The sequence below is a fragment of the Endozoicomonas montiporae CL-33 genome, from assembly GCF_001583435.1.
Taxonomy (GTDB): Bacteria; Pseudomonadota; Gammaproteobacteria; order Pseudomonadales; family Endozoicomonadaceae; genus Endozoicomonas_A; species Endozoicomonas_A montiporae.
Map to the genome: position 1 here is coordinate 319,352 of NZ_CP013251.1, position 20,651 is coordinate 340,002.

15 protein-coding genes and 1 pseudogene are annotated in these 20,651 nt (G+C 48.8%); 11 read left to right on the forward strand and 5 right to left on the reverse strand.

All coding sequences use genetic code 11. From position 1 onward, the window contains the following. The first annotated feature begins 688 nt into the window (after window positions 1–688). From EZMO1_RS01475 to EZMO1_RS01490, 4 genes are all read left to right on the forward strand, one after another. On the forward strand, window positions 689–1,426 hold the full coding sequence (locus tag EZMO1_RS01475) for an outer membrane protein OmpK (RefSeq protein WP_034879241.1): 738 nt from the start codon (window positions 689–691) through the stop codon (window positions 1,424–1,426). Between the two features lie 151 nt (window positions 1,427–1,577). Then, entirely contained in the window at window positions 1,578–1,802 is a 225-nt protein-coding gene (locus EZMO1_RS01480) for a VF530 family protein (RefSeq protein ID WP_034879242.1), read from the forward strand. Window positions 1,803–1,838: 36 nt separating this feature from the next. Beyond that, complete coding sequence (locus tag EZMO1_RS01485; RefSeq protein WP_034879243.1) at window positions 1,839–2,681, forward strand: C39 family peptidase; 843 nt, start codon at window positions 1,839–1,841, stop codon at window positions 2,679–2,681. Between the two features lie 68 nt (window positions 2,682–2,749). Further along, complete coding sequence (locus EZMO1_RS01490; RefSeq protein WP_061509246.1) at window positions 2,750–4,138, forward strand: OprD family outer membrane porin; 1,389 nt, start codon at window positions 2,750–2,752, stop codon at window positions 4,136–4,138. A 99-nt stretch (window positions 4,139–4,237) separates the two neighbouring features. On the opposite strand, the gene ushA is transcribed toward EZMO1_RS01490, so the two are convergent. Next, window positions 4,238–5,881: a bifunctional UDP-sugar hydrolase/5'-nucleotidase UshA gene (gene ushA, locus EZMO1_RS01495; protein WP_034879315.1), complete on the reverse strand. Its 1,644-nt coding sequence runs from the start codon at window positions 5,879–5,881 to the stop codon at window positions 4,238–4,240. A gap of 229 nt (window positions 5,882–6,110) precedes the next feature. Between ushA and EZMO1_RS01500 the strand changes: the two genes are divergently transcribed. Beyond that, complete coding sequence (locus EZMO1_RS01500) at window positions 6,111–7,685, forward strand: 5'-nucleotidase C-terminal domain-containing protein (protein ID WP_034879245.1); 1,575 nt, start codon at window positions 6,111–6,113, stop codon at window positions 7,683–7,685. Window positions 7,686–7,719: 34 nt separating this feature from the next. Here EZMO1_RS01500 and deoD read toward each other — a convergent pair whose 3' ends face one another. Next, on the reverse strand, window positions 7,720–8,373 hold the full coding sequence (deoD, locus tag EZMO1_RS01505) for a purine-nucleoside phosphorylase (protein WP_051790659.1): 654 nt from the start codon (window positions 8,371–8,373) through the stop codon (window positions 7,720–7,722). A 56-nt stretch (window positions 8,374–8,429) separates the two neighbouring features. Continuing rightward, the gene (locus tag EZMO1_RS01510) at window positions 8,430–9,659 is read right to left on the reverse strand and encodes a phosphopentomutase (protein ID WP_034879316.1); all 1,230 of its coding nucleotides are present in this window, start codon (window positions 9,657–9,659) and stop codon (window positions 8,430–8,432) included. 259 nt (window positions 9,660–9,918) lie between these two features. Here EZMO1_RS01510 and EZMO1_RS01515 point away from each other — a divergent pair, with 259 nt between their 5' ends. From EZMO1_RS01515 to ade, 3 genes are all read left to right on the forward strand, one after another. Continuing rightward, entirely contained in the window at window positions 9,919–11,274 is a 1,356-nt protein-coding gene (locus tag EZMO1_RS01515) for an NCS2 family permease (RefSeq protein ID WP_034879247.1), read from the forward strand. A 418-nt stretch (window positions 11,275–11,692) separates the two neighbouring features. After that, window positions 11,693–13,471 (forward strand): adenine deaminase, encoded by a 1,779-nt coding sequence (locus EZMO1_RS01520; protein WP_034879248.1) that lies wholly within the window; start codon window positions 11,693–11,695, stop codon window positions 13,469–13,471. A 68-nt stretch (window positions 13,472–13,539) separates the two neighbouring features. After that, window positions 13,540–15,261, forward strand: a complete 1,722-nt coding sequence (ade, locus tag EZMO1_RS01525) for an adenine deaminase (protein WP_034879249.1) — start codon at window positions 13,540–13,542, stop codon at window positions 15,259–15,261. A gap of 197 nt (window positions 15,262–15,458) precedes the next feature. Here the strand turns inward: ade and EZMO1_RS01530 are convergent, their stop codons facing one another. Then, window positions 15,459–16,622, reverse strand: coding sequence for an IS110 family RNA-guided transposase (locus EZMO1_RS01530; RefSeq protein WP_051790640.1), 1,164 nt, complete (start codon window positions 16,620–16,622; stop codon window positions 15,459–15,461). Window positions 16,623–16,938: 316 nt separating this feature from the next. Between EZMO1_RS01530 and EZMO1_RS01535 the strand changes: the two genes are divergently transcribed. Together EZMO1_RS01535 and EZMO1_RS01540 are read left to right on the forward strand one after the other, a co-directional pair. Next, entirely contained in the window at window positions 16,939–17,382 is a 444-nt protein-coding gene (locus EZMO1_RS01535; protein WP_061509247.1) for a helix-turn-helix domain-containing protein, read from the forward strand. A 55-nt stretch (window positions 17,383–17,437) separates the two neighbouring features. Continuing rightward, window positions 17,438–17,977, forward strand: coding sequence for an IS630 family transposase (locus EZMO1_RS01540; protein WP_051790642.1), 540 nt, complete (start codon window positions 17,438–17,440; stop codon window positions 17,975–17,977). A 20-nt stretch (window positions 17,978–17,997) separates the two neighbouring features. Here the strand turns inward: EZMO1_RS01540 and EZMO1_RS27910 are convergent. Next, window positions 17,998–18,087 (reverse strand): annotated as a pseudogene (locus tag EZMO1_RS27910) (NAD-dependent epimerase/dehydratase family protein); the annotation flags it as partial. A gap of 384 nt (window positions 18,088–18,471) precedes the next feature. Between EZMO1_RS27910 and EZMO1_RS01545 the strand changes: the two are divergent. After that, the gene (locus EZMO1_RS01545) at window positions 18,472–20,640 is read left to right on the forward strand and encodes a type I secretion system permease/ATPase (RefSeq protein WP_082212344.1); all 2,169 of its coding nucleotides are present in this window, start codon (window positions 18,472–18,474) and stop codon (window positions 20,638–20,640) included. Window positions 20,641–20,651 lie beyond the last annotated feature (11 nt).

A 20,651-nucleotide genomic window follows, 5' to 3' on the forward strand; every position in this document is an offset into this window, starting at 1 on the left:
AGTGAGACCAAATACTTCGGCATTATCATTCAACAGCAGCTCTATGAGCTCTTGATAGCAATTGGCAAATGTAACGGGCTGCAAATAGTGACCCGACCTGGTTGCAGTTTTTTCTACCCAAAGCCATGATTTCAGTTGTTTCATAGCAGGCAACAAAGCCAACACCACCGGAATATTGATCTCGACTCTTTGCACAGTTGCCCTGACAGAACAACTGTAACCGGCAACAATCAGACAAGCTGCCGAGAGGTGGCACGTTAATACTTTCTTGTTAAACATCGTGCTTTTGATGAAGTTATAATGACAAGCGCAGAAGCATAGCCTAATTTTTCAACAGTCGGGCGACCGGAAAAACCTGTCACTTTTGTAAACAACAATTTGCATTAGCTGATACGTTGATAATGAAAAAAAAAGAACACAAATTCATCACATCCAAAAGCTATCATTGTTCGGATAAGAACTGACCACCATCAGAAAGAGAACACCACTCAACCGATAGCTTCTTTACACTACAAATCCGGACATAACTGTATAATATCCGATCAAATTGATCGGTAATCAACCATCCCTATTTATTTACAGACTCTATAAATTCTGCACAACCGATTTTGACCACAACAGGTACCTGCCGTCTGAACCGGCAAAGCCTCTTGTGGCTAACACAGTACACACTGGAAACAGGTCATCCATGAAACTGCTGCGTAACGCCACCATCGCTCTGGCTACTCTGACCGCTGCTACGACTGCAAGTGCCGAATACCTGTACGGTTTTGGTAACGTCAGCATCAACCGTCTGGACTGGACCAACAAGACCGAAAAGAACACTGCCCATAAAGATTTCACCTATCTGGAAGCTGAAGGCGGTGCTGGTTTTACATGGGGTGAAGTCTATGGATTTTTCGATCTGGAAAACCCTCACAAAAGCAGCAAAGATGGTCGCCGTTTAGCAACTAAGGCTAATACCCGTATCAATCTGGGTGAGACTGGTTTCAACCTGTTTGCACAAGTTTATGACCTGCGCACCCATGACTTTGACGAACAAAACCGCTTCGTTGGATTTGGTTATAACTTCACAGGTGATAACTATTTTTTCAAGCCAACTTTATCGCTGCATCACGCCGAAACTACTTATTTTAAAGGCAACAATGGCTACATGCTGGGCTGGGTAGCCGGTTATAACTTCAAAGCCATGGGTGAAGACTTCATGATCACCAACTGGCACGAGTACGAATTCGGTCGTAACTCCAACTACCTGCGCAGTGCCAGTGGCAACTCTAAAAAGTCTGGCCACAATGGTGGTCTTGCTCTGTGGTGGAATGCTACAGACAGTATTACCGCAGGTCTGCAGTACCGCTATGCGGATGACAAGCTGGGCAATGCTACTTATCAGGACGGCATCATCTACAGCCTGAAGTACAACTTCTGATAGGCCTGCCTGATAAAAAAATGCTCCCAACACGGGGGCATTTTTTTTAACTGATAAAACACAAGCAGGTTCGTCGATGGATAGTTAATCGACCTTCAAAATATGCATTAAACTCCTCTAAACCCCTCTCAATAAACAGGACTGAACTGCTATGCAGCTGCAACAGCCTAACAACCCTCTGCATGGGATAACCCTTGAAAAAATTGTCACAGACCTGCATGCGCACTATGGCTGGAAAAGCCTTGGGCACATGATTGATATCGGGTGCTTTACCCATGAGCCGTCGGTCAAATCCAGCCTGAAGTTTCTGCGCAGAACACCATGGGCAAGGGAAAAAGTCGAAAAACTTTATATTGAAACGTTTGCGGACGATTAACTCTTTATCGCTATTCATTTCCTCAGGGAGGAGGGTATGAAGCTACCTACCGGCATTCTGGGGCAGGCTTTAAACTACAAAGTCAGAGATAACAGCAATCAGCTCATAAAAAAACTGCAGCCTCAAAAGACCGATAATCCTGAAGTCAACCACAAAGGCAGAAAGGTGTCTTCTGTACCGGACCGCAAGTATCTTCCTTCGCCTAAAGCATTGCTCAAGTCCTTAAAAGCGTTAAGTGCCTACTCTTTGAAGAAATCCAGCGCACAACCCTTGCTGCGTCAGAACAGCTCACCTCTGGCCAATATTGCCAAAGGCATCCGGCACGAAACTTATCGAACTGAAAATAATGTACTTCATGGGGTTCCTCACATACAACAAGGTTCACCTAATGGGTGTCTGGATGCCTGCCACGGGATGCTGCTACAGTATTTTGACTGTAAGGACGCTCATCAGATACAAGGCTCGCACCATAATGGCGTGTTTGTTCAGTCTGACACTCATCGTTCGATGTTAAAGGGAGTGGACTCTGAAGACTTCTCCCACTCATTACACGAAAATGGTCTGGAACAAACAGCGTTGAGTCAACCAGATACAGCGAGCCTGAAAAAGCATATTGAGAAAGGTCCGCTACTGGCAACGATAAAATTTGCCAAAGGGTTAACCACGCACTCGATTCTGGTGGTCGGAAAAGTCGGTAACAATGTTATTCTGAATGACCCATGGCACGGAGGGCATCAGGTCAAAAGCATGGCGTGGTTAGAAAAAAATCTGACGAAAGACCCAAACGCCTTATGCCTGATAAGCCGGGCAGACAACGATTCAGCAAACATACCCGAAGCTCCCCCTGCAACAACGGGCAAACTGTCCAAATTACTTTAAAGCTTTTGTCTAAATGCAAGCCGCTATACTAAATGGTCGAATTCTGCCACAACAACAGGTAGCTCGCTGTGCCTGCACTAAGACCAGCACTTATCCCCTTGTCATCGTGTCTGTTATTGTCCGCCAGTTGCCTTGCCAGCACCGGCACCTCGTTTATAGACGACGGCGCAATAGACGGAAAAATTCGAACGGTTTACTACGACGTAGAAAACACTTACCAGAAAGATCAGGGTGTAAAACCCTACCGGGATGGCGCCTGGACTGGCGGCTTGCTTGTGAATGTCCGCTCAGGCTATCTCGGTGATATGTTTGCCATTGGTGGCTCATTCTATGGTGCGGCCAAAATCAATTACGACAAAGACCGGTTCAAAGACTCTTACCAGCTGTTAAAGACCGGCAAAAACGGTAAACAGGAAGGCTTTTCCAAGCTGGGTCAGGCATGGTTTGAATTGAAGTGCGAACAGGAAGGCAATCCTTTTTCCGGCAGACTGAAAGTGGGTCGTCAGGAACTCTACACAGGTCTGGTGTCCAGCTCCGGTTCCCGTACTGTTCCCAGTACGTGGGAAGGGGTTAACCTGAATACCAAGCTGTATGAGACACAGTTTAAATTTGCGTACGTGAATAAAATGTCTCTGCGTAACGAAGATGATTTCAACAAAATTGAAAACTTCGATGGCAGAAAAATTGATTATATTCTGGCTGCCGAATTGTCCCATACCTTTGACCTGCCCAACCATCAGAGCCTTGAGCTAAAGTACCGCAATGCTTTTTCCAAGAGTTTTCTGCAGGCACATAACGCTGAAGTTAACTGGAAAACACCTTTGTCAGACAGTACCAGCTTGCGCTTAGGCGGTATGGTGTTTTACACCAAAGAAGACGGAAACCTGTGGACAGGCGAGGTTTTCGGCAAGAAGTCATTTGATGACAAAGCCACAGCGGGTAACCTGAATGCCACCCTGAGCGTTGGCAGCTGGAGTTTTGATACGGCAGTCAGTACGTTTAAAGCCGAGTCCAAAACCCATAAGTTCCGCAGTGACAGCAGCCAGTATGCGGCACCGTCTGTCTATTACTACGACCTGGGTAAAAACACCCACGGCATCTGGGGCATGCCCACCAGCCCTTTTGCTGAAGACATGCTGTACGACGGTGAAACGGTATGGATGGTTGGCTTCGGATACGACTTTACCAAACTGGGCGCGAAAGGCCTGGAAGCCGGGTACGGCTACTACAGCGGCTCAGGCATGAAGGTGTATGACCGGCAGGGTGGTAGCAAAAAGGTGTCTGAAAACGAGCACGACGTCTGGGTCAAATACGCTTTTCTGCAAACCGTTCTGAAAGGGCTGGTATTCAAGCTTCACTACGGCATCTACCGCAATGACAAAGAACTGATGAAAGCAATTGATAAGGAAGAAAACGATCTTCGAGTCTGGCTGGATTATAACTTTGTGATTTTTTAGCCCTAAGTAATCCGAATTTGTAATCAGTTCTGTATCCACCGGCAGCCTGTTAGTTGAGTACCTGTTCAGCCTGATCCGAACAGGTACTTAGCAAAGCAATTATTTTCTTATGATATCACCAGGCTGCGGTTCAAAAACGATCCGCTGTAGTGGTGAATGCTTTTGAATATAATCTTTCAACACCACCGCATCGGTATAACCGGTATTAATAAACGTCGGGTTGTTGTCAATCTCCGGCCACTTATCGCCACCACTGGCTGAAAACTCGTTGATCGCCAGTCGATAGGTTTTATCTTTCTGAACCGGTTTGCCATTGATCTCCAGCCGGGTCAGTTTATCACCACCCGAAATCGTTAAACGAACATTGTTGCTGAAATGGGCAAAGCCGCCGTTGGTGGGTTCAATGCTGGCAATATCCTCAATGAAATGCTTCAGCTCGGTACCCGTCATTTCTACATAGCACACCATATTCCCAAAGGGTTGAACACTCAGTACATCCTTCTCGGTAATGTTTCCGGCGGGTAACCCTGTGCGAATGCCTCCACCATTAACAACACCAAGATCGGCCTTGGCCTTCTCCATCTGCGCTCTGGCAATCAGTACGCCTATAGCGGCAGGCCGTGAACGAACAATATCACGTTCTCCGGGCATCGGCTTATCCAGCTCACCCACTGTTCTCAGCAGCATTTTAGAGGCTTTATCCTGATAAACCTGCAACACTTTCAATACTTCAGGATTTTCCGGAATCTCCGGTTCAATGCTGACCCATTCACTTTTACCATTCACCAGCACCTGCTTTTTCAGATTCACAGGAATCAGGCGATAGTTGACCATTTTCAGTACACCACCACGGTTTCCTTTTCCATCAAAGTTATCGACGTAGTAATACACAAAGTCAGCCCGGCCTACATACTTACCCCACTCCCATGCCTGCAGGATATAGGTGCTGTTCTTGATATCCGGCTTCTCCATTTTGTTCTGGGAATGCCCGCCCACAATGATATCAATACCATTGACGTCTTTTGCCAGGGTTACATCCCCCGGAGCATTATTACCATGCACTGCATTCAGGTAATGCCCGATATGGGTAAGGGCAATAACGACATCAGCCTTCTCTTTATCTTTCAGTTTGGGCACCCACTCTTTGGCAGTGCTTACGGCGTCGGTGAAGTAGATGTCTTTAACATTATCCTGCATCACCAGTGCTTCGGTATCTTCTGTAGTCAGTCCCAGGATAGCGACCCGAACGCCTTCAAGGTCTTTCATTATGTACGGTTTGAACAGAAGCTCATGGTTGTTTTTATAGAAAATATTGGCAGCCAGAAATGGAAAATGTGCCCAGTGTTCCTGCTCCAGTAGTACGGGCAGAGGATTATCAAATTCATGGTTACCCAACGCCATGGCATCGTAGCCAATCATGTTCATGCCGATAAAGTCCGGTTTAGCCTGCTGGATATCCGATTCAGGCACACCGGTATTAACGTCTCCGGCAGACAACACCAGCACTTTACCGCCTTTGCTTTCAACGTCTCGACGAATACGGTCAATCAAAGTCTTGCGAGCAGCCATGCCCATTTCACCATGACGGTTGCGCCAGAACTTTCCGTGATTATCGTTGGTGTGCACAACGGTAAATTCGACCGACTTCAACTTCGCCGACGTCGGCACTTTTTGATCATGGGCACAACCGGCAAGCAACAGGGCACCTGCCAGAAACAGAGACACAAGACGCGAGCTGAGCATGGTACATACTCCTGTGATATCAACGGTCGGATAATAACGCCCGATCAACAGATACAGAACGAGCATACGACACTGTTTTTATAAGTCTTTGTTATTGATAAATTTATTTTTCACATCGAAAGTTCTTTACACAGACTTTTCGCAGCACCCTCCTTTCACCGACACTCTCTCTGGTACTGCAGTGATATATTCAGGCCTGTATTCCAACTAACACGATAAAGACAATTGCATGTCCATTCTTCGTCGATTTCCGTTGATCACAGCCCTGCTTTCCATGTCAGTCCTGCTGGCAGGATGCTCTCCAGCTGTGGAAAACAGTCGCTACGATGAAGGCAGACATCACAAGCTGACCGTACTGCACACCAACGATAATAACGGTCAGTTCTGGCGCAACGACAAAAACGAATGGGGCATGGCTGCCCGTAAAACGCTGATCGACTCCATTCGGGAAGAGGTTGAAAACGAAGGCGGACATGTTCTGCTATTGTCCGGTGGCAATATCAATAAAGGCGTACCGGAATCCGACCTGCAAAGTGGTATTCCCGATATACTTGGCATGAACCTCATTGGCTACGACGCCATGGTGGTGGGCAGTCATGAGTTTGATATCCCGCCCAATATCCTCAAAATGCAGCAGGATCTTTCTACCTTCCCTATTCTGGCAGCCAACGTCTTTGATTCGGAAACCGGACAACCGGGCTTTGATTCCTTTAAAACGTTTAACTTCAACGGGCTTTCTGTAGGCGTCGTTGGTATTACAACACCGGACACTTTGAGAACAGGGCACCCGGAAAACACCAAAGGTATTGAGTTTACAGCACCCGTCAGAGTAGCCCGATCTGCTGTCGATCTTCTTCGTGAAGATGTTGATGTGCTGATCGCTCTGGCGCATCTTGGACACTTTGAAACCAACAGCGGAAGCCTGAGTTCACCGGGTGATCTCAGGCTGGCCGACAAAGTAGAAGGCTATGATCTGATTGTTGGCGGGCACTCCCAAAATGCCCTTTATGAACCTGTGCAGCGAAATGGCAGCTGGATTGTTCAGGCTGGTTGTCGTGGTCAATATGTCGGCAGAGCGGATTTTGAATTGCGAAATGGCAAACTGACGATGACGCATTATGAGCTGATTCCGGTCAATCATGAAGGCGATGAAAAACTCTGGCGTGAAGCTCCGGAAATGCTGGAGCTTTTAGCACCTTACAAACTTGATGGCGAACTTCGCCTGCAACAGAGCATTGGCGTGACGGATGAGCGTCTGCAAGGGGAAGCCGACGAAGTCCGAACCAGCCACACCAATCTCGGCAACCTGATTGCCAGCGCCCAGCAGGAAATGGCCCGGGCTGATTTTGCCGTCGTGAATGCCGGCAGTATTAAGGCCAGCTTGCCAGAAGGCAGCATTACTTATCAGGATATTCTTTCAGTGCAGCCAGACAGCAATATGATCGGGCTGATTGAAATGAAAGGGTTCGAAGTTGAAAAATACCTTCGTAAGATATTTATGATTCCTAAAGGCGACAGTGGTTTTGCACAGTTTTCCGGAGTCACCTTCCGCCTGTCGGAAAAAGAAGGACTTAAAATCAAAATTCGCAATACCGACCTTCGGCAAAAAGCCAATTACCGGATGGCTATTAATACAGCACTGGCTGCCGGAGAAGACGGTTACCCGACACTCATCGACCATCCCGGGTTTATTAACCTGAATCGTACCGATGCCGACGCGCTCTGGTCGTTTATTGAAAACAATACACCGATTCAGGCAGCAAATTACGACATTGATCCGATGATCGATCAGTTTGCCCGCTGAGCCCGGTGTTGCACCGGACTCAATCATCAAAAGATCACAGCAGAACCGAATCCAGAGCGATCTCAATCATTTCATTGAACGACAGCTGACGATCTTCCGGAGACAGGGCTTCTCCGCGACGAATATGGTCACTGGTTGTACAGATAGCCAGACCTTTGGCACCGTATTCTGCACACACGCCGTACAGTCCAGCCGCTTCCATTTCCACACCCAGAATGCCATGACGTTCCATCACGTCAAACATGTCCTGCTCGGGGCTGTAAAACAGGTCGCAGGAATACAGGTTGCCCACTTTCACCGGCAGGTTTTTACACCGCGCGGTATTAACAGCATTTTCCAGCAGACCGTAGTCGGCGATAGCCGCAAAATCATGATTCTTGAAACGCATGCGGTTTACTTTTGAATCGGTGCAGGCTCCCATACCGATAACAATGTCACGCAGCTTAACGTCCTGTGAAATCGCACCACAGGAACCCACACGAATCAGCTTGTTGACGCCGTATTCGGTGATCAGTTCCTTGTAATAGATGGATGCTGACGGGATGCCCATACCGGACCCCATCACAGAGACCTTGCGACCTTTGTATTCACCGGTATACCCGAGCATGTTACGAACTTCATTAACCAGCTCGGCACCTTCAAGGAAGGTTTCAGCAATGTATTTTGCGCGCAGAGGGTCACCAGGCATCAGACATACGTCAGCAAAAGCACCTGGTTTAGCGTGAATATGAGGGGTCACTCTCTTTACCTCTTTAACTCATTTAAAAAACTGGTGCCGTATTCCATTGGCTCCAGTCCAAAATAACTGGCAAGACTTTGCCCGATATCCGCAAATGTCTGTCGGCGTCCCAAAGACCCCGGTCTGATTTTACGACCAAACACCAGCACCGGAATGTGCTCACGGGTATGGTCAGTGCCAACCCAGGTGGGGTCACAGCCGTGATCCGCCGTGATAATTAACAGATCATCGCCTTCCATTTCTTTCAGCAGGCGGGGCAGCATGGCATCCAGCTCTTCCAGTGCCGCTGCATAACCCGCTACATCGCGACGATGGCCAAACGATGAATCAAAATCGACAAAGTTAGTGAAAATCAGGGACTGGTCACCGGCAGATTCAAACGCCTGCATGGTGGTTTCAAACAATCCGGCAATCCCGTTGGCTTTCAGCTTTGTGGTGATACCCTGATGGGCAAAAATATCGGCAATTTTGCCCACACTGACCACTTCACCACCTTTCCCGGCCAGTTTATCGAGCAGGGTAGGTGAAGGAGGCAGTACGGAATAATCACGGCGATTACCGGTGCGCTGGAAATCTCCGGCGTCGTCACCGATAAAGGGGCGAGCAATAACCCGGCCGATATTGTACGGCTCCAGAATCTCTCTGACCAGCTCGCACAGCTTATATAAGCGTTCAAGCCCAAAGGTTTCTTCATGACAGGCAATCTGGAACACACTGTCCGCCGACGTATAAAAAATAGGCTTGCCGGACTGCATGTGTTCTTCACCAAGTTGTTCCAGAATCACGGTACCCGATGAGTGACAGTTACCCAGAAAACCGGGAATGTCGGATTTTGCCATGATTTCATCGAGCAGTTTGGTCGGAAAACTGTTTTCCAACTCTTTGAAATAACCCCATTCGAACAATACCGGAACCCCCATCATTTCCCAGTGACCACTGGGGGTGTCCTTGCCACTGGACAGTTCTTTGGCATGCCCGTAAGCACCAACAATTTCAGCATCCGTCGCCATGCCGGCAGGAAACTCTCCCGCCGATTCCTGCGCTGCATGCACCAGCCCCAGACTGGACAGTACCGGTAAGCTCAAAGGGCCCTGACGACCGATATCGGCTTTACCTTCTGCACAGGCCCGGGCGATATGACCAATAGTGTTCGATCCTTTGTCTCCGAATTTGTCAGCATCTTCCGTGGCACCTATGCCGAAAGAATCCATGACCAGAACGATAGCTCGTTTCATCTGCGACACCTGAAGCTTCTGTGATTCATAATCACTCATTATTACCCAGATAATGCAGTTCGTCGCAGTAAATCTTGATTATAAAACAATCAGAAAACGTCATTTTCAAGACATTGACAGACGCTTAGGTAAATGCCGATTCATAATCAGCACTTCCCGAAACCTGATCACTTTTAAGGTGAAAATATTTTGAACGAACATATAATTCTTTTGCACGCAGCACTGTAGTGCATTATTTGATCAATCATCCGAGTGAGTTATGACCACGTCTGCTATCCGGGATACCCGTCACCTTTGCCAGTCATCCTGTCCACAACCACAAAAAACCGGATGGATTGAACGTTTCTTTGATCTTTCAGCAAAAGGCACCAGCATCAAGCAGGAAAGCATGGCAGGCGTGACCACTTTCCTGACCATGGCCTACATCATTTTTGTTAACCCGCAGATTCTTTCTGCTGCAGGCATGGATGCTCAGGCCGTATTCGTCACTACCTGCCTGATTGCAGCCATTGGCAGTATCGCCATGGGCATTTTTGCCAATCTGCCTATTGCCATGGCTCCGGCTATGGGACTGAACAGCTACTTTGCTTTCTTTCTGGTGGGCAGCATGGGGCTGGGCTGGCAAACCGGTATGGCGGTTATCTTCTGGGGCTCGCTGTTGTTTGCAATTGCCGCCCCGTTTCGTGCCTACATCATCACCAGTATTCCCACCAGTCTGCGAGTAGGCATTGCAACCGGTTGTGGTCTGTTCATTGCCCTGATAGGCCTGCATAACGCGCACATTATTGTCGATCATCCGGCGACCATGGTGACTCTGGGTAATCCGCGCTCTGCCGAATTTGTTCTGGGTTGTCTGGGTTTCCTGCTGATGGTGGGTCTGGTACACCGGGGCTTTAAAGCGGCAGTGGTCGTTTCTATCGCGACCATTACCCTGATTGGTCTGGCTATTGGCGACGTGCAATACACCGGTATCGCTTCCATGCCACCGAGCATTGCACCGGTGGTTGGGCAGCTGGACTATATGGGTGCGCTGGACATGAGCCTGTTCGGAGTAATTCTGTCGGTTATGCTGGTCAGCCTGTTTGAATCCGCCGGAACCTTTATTGCGGTTACCGATAAAGCAGGTCTTACCGATTCAACCGGCAACTACCCTAATGCGACCAAGTCCTTGTACATCGACAGCCTTGGTTCGGCAGGTGGTGCGTTTATGGGTACATCATCCATTTGTCCTTTCATTGAAAGTGCGACAGGTGTTGTTGATGGCGGTCGTTCCGGGCTTATGGCAGTTGTCGTTGGTATCCTGTTTTTGCTGGCTATCTTCTTCTCTCCACTGGCTGGCATGATTCCAGCTTATGCCACAGCCGGTGCGCTGATTTACGTGGGTCTGTTGATGACGGCTGATCTGACCAAGGTGAACTGGGAAGACTTTACCGAGTCCGTTCCCGCCTTTGCAGCCACCATCATGATTCCGTTCAGCTTCACTCTGACAGAAGGTATTGCCACCGGCTTTATCTCTTACACGTTCATGAAAATCGTGGCGGGTCGTTATAAAGAAATCTCTCCGGTCTGTGCCTTGCTGACCGTTGTATTCCTGCTGCGTTACGCTTTCCTGTAATGTCTCCCTGTATCTCCGGAGCCAAAACTCCGGAGGTACTCGCGAAGCCTCACCTACAAACCTGTCAGCTTCTAAGGACTTTCCGTAAACTTGCTCATTTTGAGATGCAAATTTATTGAACGACCATATAATCACTTTGCTTGCAGCACATTAATCTGCCTTTTGTTATTCATTCGAGTTTGTGATGACTAATTCTGCTATTCAGGCGTCTCGCCACCTTACAGAATCATCCTGCCCCCAGCCTGAAAAAACCGGCTGGATCTGACTCAGGTCTCGCTCTTTGGGTAGTCACCCTAAATTGAAGTCTGTGACTATTACCCTGATTTGTAATGAATTAGCGGCTATCTGCCGCCTTTTATCTGTTTTTTAAGTCGCTGTCTGCACAGTAGACAGACAGTGATTACCGAGAGTTTGACCCATGATCAAAGAAAATCTGCGTGACCTGATCGACGCTGGTATGGCAAAAATCCCTGCGGACATCGTTATCAAAAACGGTCAGCTGGTGAACGTTACGTCTTCCGAAATCTACGACGCTGACGTTGCCATCTATCGTTCCCGAATCGTTGCAACCGGTGACTGCGAAGCCTATATCGGTGAAAACACTCAGATTATCGATGCACAAGGCAAGTTCCTGTGTCCGGGCCTGATCGACGGCCACCTGCACATCGAATGCAGCAAGATGTCCATGACCAGCTTTGCCAAAGCGGTTGTGCCCTGCGGAACCACCAGCATCGTATCGGGTCTGGATCAGTACCTGGTCACTGCCGGTCTGGAAGGTGTGCGTGACGTACTGGACGAAATCAGCGAAGGTCCTTTGAAAGTATTCTGGGGTCTGCCATTCACCACCCCTTACACCCTGCCAAAGTCCACCGTTGGTTTTGATGTCACTCCAGAGGTGCATAAAGAAGTTCAGAAGTGGCCTGAAGTATTCGGCGTATGGGAAACCGTTTCCGAGTTCGTTGAAAATAAACACGACGGTGTGATGGGCGCTATCGAAACCGCACAGGAAAACAACCTGCCCGTCTTCGGCTGTGCGCCAATGACGACTGGTGAACGTCTGAACGGCATTCTGAGCGCCGGTGTACGTCTGGATCACGAAAGCTATGACCACAAAGAAGCCATGGAAAAAATCCGCAAGGGTATGTTCCTGCTGGTACGTGAATCCTCAATCTCTCACTTCCTCAATGAAAACATGAAGGTCGTGACACACATCAACCCGCGCGTTGCCCGTCGTGTCAGCTTCTGTACCGATGACGTGATTCCTTCCGAGATTCTGGAAAACGGTCACATGGACAAGCTGATCCGTATGACCATTGCTGCCGGTGTTGACCCGATTACTGCTATCCAGATGGGCTCTCTGAACAGCGCGGAAGCGTATCGCATTGACCATCTGGTGGGCTCCATCTCTCCGGGAAAAATTGCCGACATCCTGTTTGTTGATGACCTGCGTGAGTTCAGCATCGACAAGGTGATTGCTAAAGGCAAACTGGTGGTGAATGAAGGGAAAATGGCAGTGGATCTGAAAGCACCCGCTCGTTCTGAAACCCTGTCGTCCAGACTGAAAATCCCGGCGATCACTGCTGAAGACATGAAGGTTCGTACCGACATCGACGCTGACCGTGTGAAGGTGTTGTCCATGGAAGTGGATTACGACGTGCCGTTTGTGCGCAAACGTCGTGATGTAGAGCTGAAAGTTGAAAACGGCGTCGTTCTGCCTGATGTAGAAAACGACGTTTTGTATGCGACTGTTGTTGAACGCTTTGGCAAGAATGGCAATAAGCCGGTTGCCTTTGTATCGGGCTGGAAGTTGAAAGGCGGTGCTATGGCCAGCTCCAAGGCACCAGACGACAACAACATCATGTGTATCGGTACCAACTCCGAAGACATGGCTCTGGCGATTAATTACATCGCGGAAAATGGCGGCGGTCAGGTAATTGTTAAAGACGGTGAAATTCTGGATTTCATCCATCTGCCTATCTGCGGTATCACCTCTGACATAGAGCCGGAAGCTATGGCGGCAGCCGAGCGCCATATGAAAGAAGTAGCCCGTGAACTGGGTTGTGACCTGCCAGATCCAGTGTTCTACATGTGCTGTCTGCAGATTACTGCCATTCCTGATTATGCCATGACCGATCTGGGTGCGGTGGACTTCCACACACAACAAACCTTTGATCCGGTACTGGGCAAAACAGAATAAATATCCTGTAGGTTGGGACGAGCGAAGCGACTCCCAACGCAGTGGCTAATTTTTTTCAGGCAGAGATTATGAAACAGCTTATCGATATGGCCGCCGGACGCACTCCGGTAGATACCCTGATCACCAACTGTAAGGTCGTTGACGTCTTTAACCAGACGCTGGTTGATGGCCCTCTGGCTATTGGCAATGGCAAGGTCATTGGTTTTGGCGATTACGAAGCCAGAGAAGTGATTGACGCAGAAGGTGGCGTGGTCATCCCCGGCCTGATCGACAGTCATGTGCATATCGAATCCTCTGCCATCACACCACCACAGTTTTCCCGTGTTGTTCTGCCTCACGGCACCACAACCATCATTGCGGATCCGCACGAAATCGCCAATGTTTGTGGGCTGGACGGCATTCGTTTTATGCTGGATGCCTCTAAGGATCTGCCACTGAACGTTAAAGTGATGTTGCCATCCTGCGTACCCGCAACACCGTTTGAAGAATCCGGTGCCAGACTGCTGGCTGATGACCTTGCCGAACTGATCAACCACCCTAACGTTCTGGGTGTAGGGGAAGTCATGGATTTCCCCAGTGTGATTAATGGCGATGACAACATGCTGGCAAAAGTAAAGCTGGCTCTGGACAACGGCTTTGTTGCCGACGGTCACAGCCCCGGTCTGAGCGGTCAGGCTCTGCAGGCTTACGCCATGTCGGGCATCAAGACCGACCACGAATGTTCAACCGTTGAAGACATGATTGCCCGGATTCGTCTGGGCATGTACGTCCAGATTCGTGAAGGTTCTGCCTGCAAGGATCTGGTCACTCTGGTGCAGGGCGTCAATGCTAACAACGCCCGTCGTTGCCTGTTCTGTACCGATGACCGTGAGCCAAAGGACATCTTTGAAGACGGTCATGTGAACAAAAACCTGCGTGTCGCCGTTGAAGAAGGTCTGGACCCGATTACTGCGGTAACCATTGGTTCCCTGAATGCCGCAGAATGCTACGGCCTGAAATCCAAAGGGGCGATTGCTCCGGGTTATGATGCAGACATTGTTATTGTTAATGACCTGAAAGCTTTTGCTGCCAGACGCGTGTTCTGCGCAGGTCAGGAAGTGGCCCGTAATGGCGAGATGCTGGTCGGGATAAAGGATTACACCAGCGACACCGTTCTGAACACCGTGAATATCGCTCCGGTTTCTGAAAGCCACTTTGATCTGCCACTGACCACCCGCAAAGCCCGCGCTATTGGTGTTTGCCCGGGTGGAGTGCTGACCGATGCTGTAGAAGTCGATGTACAAGCAAATGGGGAAGGCTTGTTTGATGCTCGCCTGAACAGCGGCCTGAACAAACTGGCAGTGATTGAACGTCACAAGGCGTCTGGCAATCTGTCCGTCGCCATTCTGGCTAACTATGGCCTGAAAGGCGGTGCCATTGCCACCACCGTATCCCACGACTCTCACAATATTGTCGTGGTGGGCGACAACGATGCCGATATGGTCATGGCGGTTAAGCATGTTGAAACCATTGGCGGTGGTTTTGTACTGGTGAAAGAGGGCAGGGTAGTGGGCGACCTGCCTCTGCCTGTAGCCGGTTTGATGTCTGACAAACCCGCTGAAGAAGTCGCAGCCCGCATGGGTGAACTGCTGGCAATGGCAAAGGATGAGTTTGGTATTAATGCCGACATTCAGCCGCTGATGACGCTGGTGTTTATGAGTCTGCCCGTGATTCCTGCGCTGAAGCTGACCTCTAATGGTCTGTTTGATGTAACACAATTCAGCTTTACAGAAACCTGCATGGCTGACTAATTATTGACGTGAGCCAAAACTTTCCGAGTAAGTTTCCGGTATAAATTGCGCCTCTGTTTTTGCCGTGAAAATTCCCGAATTCAGGGCGTAAACAACCGCCTTGCACAGAGCAAGGAACTATCGTATCAAACACGAGTTTAGGCTCGTTGTTGTACTTGTCCTAAATAACCGTACTCTTCCAGCTTGTGCAACCAGCGTTAAGCATTCTTCCTGACCATCAAACCCTCGTAATCAGTGTCAGGATCAATATAGGGCTGTCGCTTCTTGAGCAGGGTGTAGATCACACGAATCAGTTTATGCGCAATGGCGATCAGACTTTGCTTGTGACCTTTACGAATCACCAGACTCTGGTATTTGCCCTTGAACTGACTCTTCGTTTTGATGGCTGCATTAGCCACCTCGCAAAGCGTCGTCTTGATCATTTTATTCCCTTTCCGGGTTCGACCACTTTTTCGCTTGCCTGCACTTTCGTTATTGCCCGGACAGAGTCCAGCCCAGGAGGCGATTTCCTTCATGCCGCCAAACTGGCTCATATCATTACCTATTTCTGCGATCAGCGATGCGGCACTCATCTCGCTAACTCCGGGCAAAGTTTGCAGAAGCTGCCAGGCTTCTTTCCACGGTTTGATACTGCTGAGAATCTGAGTTTCCACTGCCTGCTGTTGCTCACTGAGGAAAGCGATATGGCTCCGGATGCTTTTCAGCACAATGAGGTGAGAGGAGGATAGTTTCTCGTCCATGCTGGCCATCAGTTGTTTTCTGTCTCCCCTCAGGCGGCCATCCGCTTTCTTGATAATATCCTGAAGGGACTCACCATCAATGAGCGCATTCACCATGCGTTGACCTGACTTTCCATTAATGTCACTAATCAGGCCGCCGAGTCTGATGCCACTGTCGTCCAGTGTTTTATGAAGGCGATTTTTCTCAGTCGCTATTTGTTTGACAATAGTGTCCCGGCGGCGAGTCAGCAGGCGTACCTGCTCCTGATCAGGATGAGGCACAAAGCTCGGACGAACCAGGCCGCAGTGGGCAAGGTGCGCAAGCCACTGGCTGTCCAGTGTATCGGTTTTTCGACCGGGTACATTCTTAACGTGTCGTGCATTCACTACCCAGGGCTTCAGGTCACGGCCAATAATGGACGCATAAATACTTTTCCAGTAAACACCTGCGCTTTCCATCACCACCAGATCCACCTGATGCTGCTGAAGGAACTGGCACATTAACTCCCGATCTTTGCGGAAAGTTCCAAATTTCTGCGTGAGCACTTGAATATCGCCTTCTGGCATTTCCTTGCGAACGGCTACCATGACCATCATTTTATGGACGTCAATGCCGGCACAGTTTTTCACAATGGGTTGCATCGTCTATGCTCCAAACGTTCACGGAGGAACAGCAGAGCCTGACGGACTGGATAGGATCGCCATAATCTCACCTGGAGAAAAGGGCTGTTTGCCGTGCATTCAATGTTCCAGAAATGGAGACTGATGGTGCCAGTTCTGAACCATGAGATAAGCGAGGGTGCGAACGATCTAGCCCAGGTCAATTTGAGTTCAGGGTCAAAAGCCACTGCAAAAACATCGACCACTGCCAGGCTCTGCCACAGATGCATTGTGGCAGAGCATTATTTTCATCGTGCGGGGTGACCGAAAAATGCGGTCATGACGATTTGAGGCGTATATGAGCAAAATCGACGGTCGTAAAATCCCACATCAAGTTCGTGAATCCATCCGCATGCAAGCCGTTCAACAATGGCTTGACGGCATTTCCGTTCCTGAGCTATCTGAACTTCACGCAACACATCTGTCTTGCGTGTATCTCTGGGTGAATCGCTATAAGGAAGGCGGTTTTGACGCTTTAAAGACTCGTCCAATTCATGGTCGCCCACCCAAGCTGAATATTGATCAACAAGAGCAGCTCACTCAGATTATTTCACTAAAAAATCCAACTGATTTTGGGTTCTACAAAACCATGTGGACAAGAGATATTGTCGCTTCAGTCATTAAGACTGAGTTCAATGTATCCATGCACCCTGCCGCTGTTGGGAAGATGTTGCGCCGCTGGGGTTGTCGCCTCAGCGTCCTGTTCGCAAAGCCTGGCAACAGGATCAAAAAAAGTAGATGAATGGTTAACAGATCGTTACCCGGATATCCGGCAACAAGCTGAAGAAAGCAATGCCTTGATTTATTTTGCTGATGAATCAAGTGTCCGTTCTGACTATCACAGTGGTACAACCTGGGCTAAAAAAGGCTGCACTCCAATTGTTGAAGCAACAGGAGCACGCTTCAGTATTAACATGATTTCAGCGGTTAGCGCTGAAGGAACTATGCGGTATATGACGATCCCCGGACGCTTTAACACTGATGTGTTTATTTGCTTTTTAAAGCAGCTGGTTACTTCTCATGACCGCCCCATCATTGTTGTTACTGATGGCCACCCGGCCCATAAGGCAAAAAAGGTGCAAAAATATATAGAGCAGGAGCCAAGGCTGCTTGGAGTTCATATTCTGCCAGCTTACTCACCTCAGCTGAACCCGGATGAATCGGTCTGGGGTTATCTCAAATCAGGCCATCTTGGCAGAATGACGCTGAGAACCAAGGGCCAGTTTCTTCGAGCAGTGCGGACATGCTTGAAATCCCTGCAACGTCTCCCACGAAAAATACAGGGATTTTTCAGGTCAGAACATACAGCTTATGCATGTTTGGAGACTTTTGTCTGATGGCTTTGGCACACATCAATATCAAGCACAATAATGTCGTAGCCTGCTTCAAGTAGTTCAACGCAAGTATGGCTTCCGATATATCCAGCTCCTCCTGTTACCAAAATCATTCCGCATTTGAAATCTGGTAAGTAATATTTTTCTGCACTGAAGGATGAAGACGGAAATATGCTGCCTGCTGTAAAAGCGGAGGCTGCTTTTAAAAACCATCGTTTGGCTTCTGACTCGGGCGGTGTGTTTGATTCAGAAGAGTTATTCGACATTTTTAGTCCTGTAAAACGAATTTTTTGCCACAAAACTATAGTCTGTCGGAACAGTTATTTGACGGAAGCTGGATAATTTTTTTAAAAGAAAAAGAAAGCGACAAGTCATACAAGAACGGTCTTTTACGGACTATTGTCATTAATTAGAAGGTTGATTCATTTTAACCTTGCTACGCATATCCACGATCAGTAAGCAGTTTGTTTTAATCTCGTATTCATTGGCAGGGACCCATGGATCAGACAATTGCAGCAACTGAGGAATGGGGTGTACCAGAGCAGGATCAGATGGAATTTGATCCCTTGCTGGAATGCCTGGCTTTCCTCACACGTCATTACGGAAAACCGTATTCCAACGACTCTCTCAGAGCCGGTCTGCCCCTTGAAGAAGGTTTGTTTAATGCAGACCTTTTTATCCGCTCAGCCAACCGTGCCGGCTTGGCCAGCAAGGTGCATAAGCGGGAATTGGTGGATATATCGCCTCTGGTCACTCCGGTTGTTCTGTTTCTGAAAAAACGCAAAGCCTGTGTCTTATTGGACATTGACCATGAAGAAGGTCATGCCCGGGTGGTTTTGCCAGAAACCGGTGATGGCGTTAAGCGTATTTCTCTGGAAGACCTTGCAGACCATTACAGCGGTTATGCGATTTATATTCGGGAAAAACACCGCTACGACAAGCGCAGCCCCACCACGCTGGATGTAAAATCCAGACACTGGTTCTGGGGGACGATTCTTGGCTCATGGCGGATTTATCGCGATGTACTGCTGGCTTCGTTAATGATTAACCTGTTTGTTGTGGCAAGCCCGCTGTTTGTAATGAACGTTTATGACCGGGTGGTGCCCAATCAGGCTTTTGATACCCTCTGGGTGCTGGCTGTTGGAGCCATTATCGTGTTCAGCTTCGATTTTGTGCTGAAAATGATACGAAGCTATTTTATTGATTTGGCAGGAAAAAAGTCCGATATTCTGTTGTCATCCAGAATCATGGAACGTGTGCTTGGGCTTAGTATGTCGGCGCGCCCGGCTTCGGTTGGTTCCTTTGCTAAAAACCTTCAGGACTTTGAAAGTATTCGGGAGTTTATTACTTCCTCAACGGTGACTGCACTTGTTGATCTGCCCTTCACCTTCATCATTCTGATGGTGATTTTCATGCTGGGCGGCCCTCTCGCCTTTATTCCGCTGTTCTGTATGTTCCTGATCGGAGTGTACAGCTTTGCCATTCAGGGGCCTTTGCGTCGTTCGGTGGAAAAGACCTTGCGTTCTAATTCCCAGAAAAGTGCGACATTGATTGAAAGCCTGACGGGTATGGAAGCATTGAAAATTGCCCAGGCTGAAAGCGATATACAGTACAAATGGGAAAAGTCAGTTGGGCATATCGCCACATGGAGCATTCGTACAAAAATGCTCAGTTCTTCTGCTTCAACCATCAGTGCCTATGTACAGCAAATGTGTAACATCGGTCTGGTGGCAACGGGCGTGTTCCTGATTTCAGAAGGTGACCTGAGTATGGGAGGGCTGATTGCTACCGTTATGCTGGCGGGTCGTTGCCTTGCTCCTATGGCCCAGGTTGCGGGTCTGGCTACCCGTTACAATCAGGCAAAATCTGCACTTGACGGTTTGAATCAGGTGATGGAGATGCCCATTGAACGCCATGAAGACCGGGACTATGTCAACCGTCCTGAACTGAAAGGTGCTATTGAATTCGACCAGGTTGATTTTACCTATCCTGAACAGGAAATTCAGGCTCTGCGCGGTATCTCCCTCAATTTCAAAGCTGGAGAGAAGGTCGCCATTATCGGGCGAATCGGTTCCGGCAAAACCACCATTGAAAAGCTTATTCTGGGTCTCTATGAGCCGGAAAATGGCGCCGTACGGATTGATGGCATTGACTTGCGGCAGCTGAACCCTTCGGATTTACGAAGCAGTATTGGCTGTGTATCCCAGGACATCACGCTGTTCTACGGAACCATCAAAGAAAACATCACTCTGGGCGCCAGTTTTATTGATGATGAGGCGTTACTGAAAGCGGCTGAGATAGCGGGTGTTACCGAGTTTGCCAACAAGCACCCTAACGGTATGGATATGATGGTGGGCGAGCGTGGACAGAATCTTTCTGGTGGACAACGGCAGAGCATCGCCCTGGCGCGGGCTCTGTTGATGGATCCTCCGATTCTGGTGCTCGATGAGCCCTCCAGCTCTATGGACAATACAACTGAGCAGCGCATGAAAGAGCAGCTCAAGACCCGTTGTAAAGATAAAACGATTGTTCTTGTTACTCACAAAGCGTCCATGCTCGATATGGTGGACAGGCTGGTGGTTGTGGATAACGGCAAAGTGGTTGCTGATGGGCCGAAGGAGCAGGTTCATGCTGCTCTGAAGCAGGGCAAGCTGAAGATTGAATAACAGATGGTATT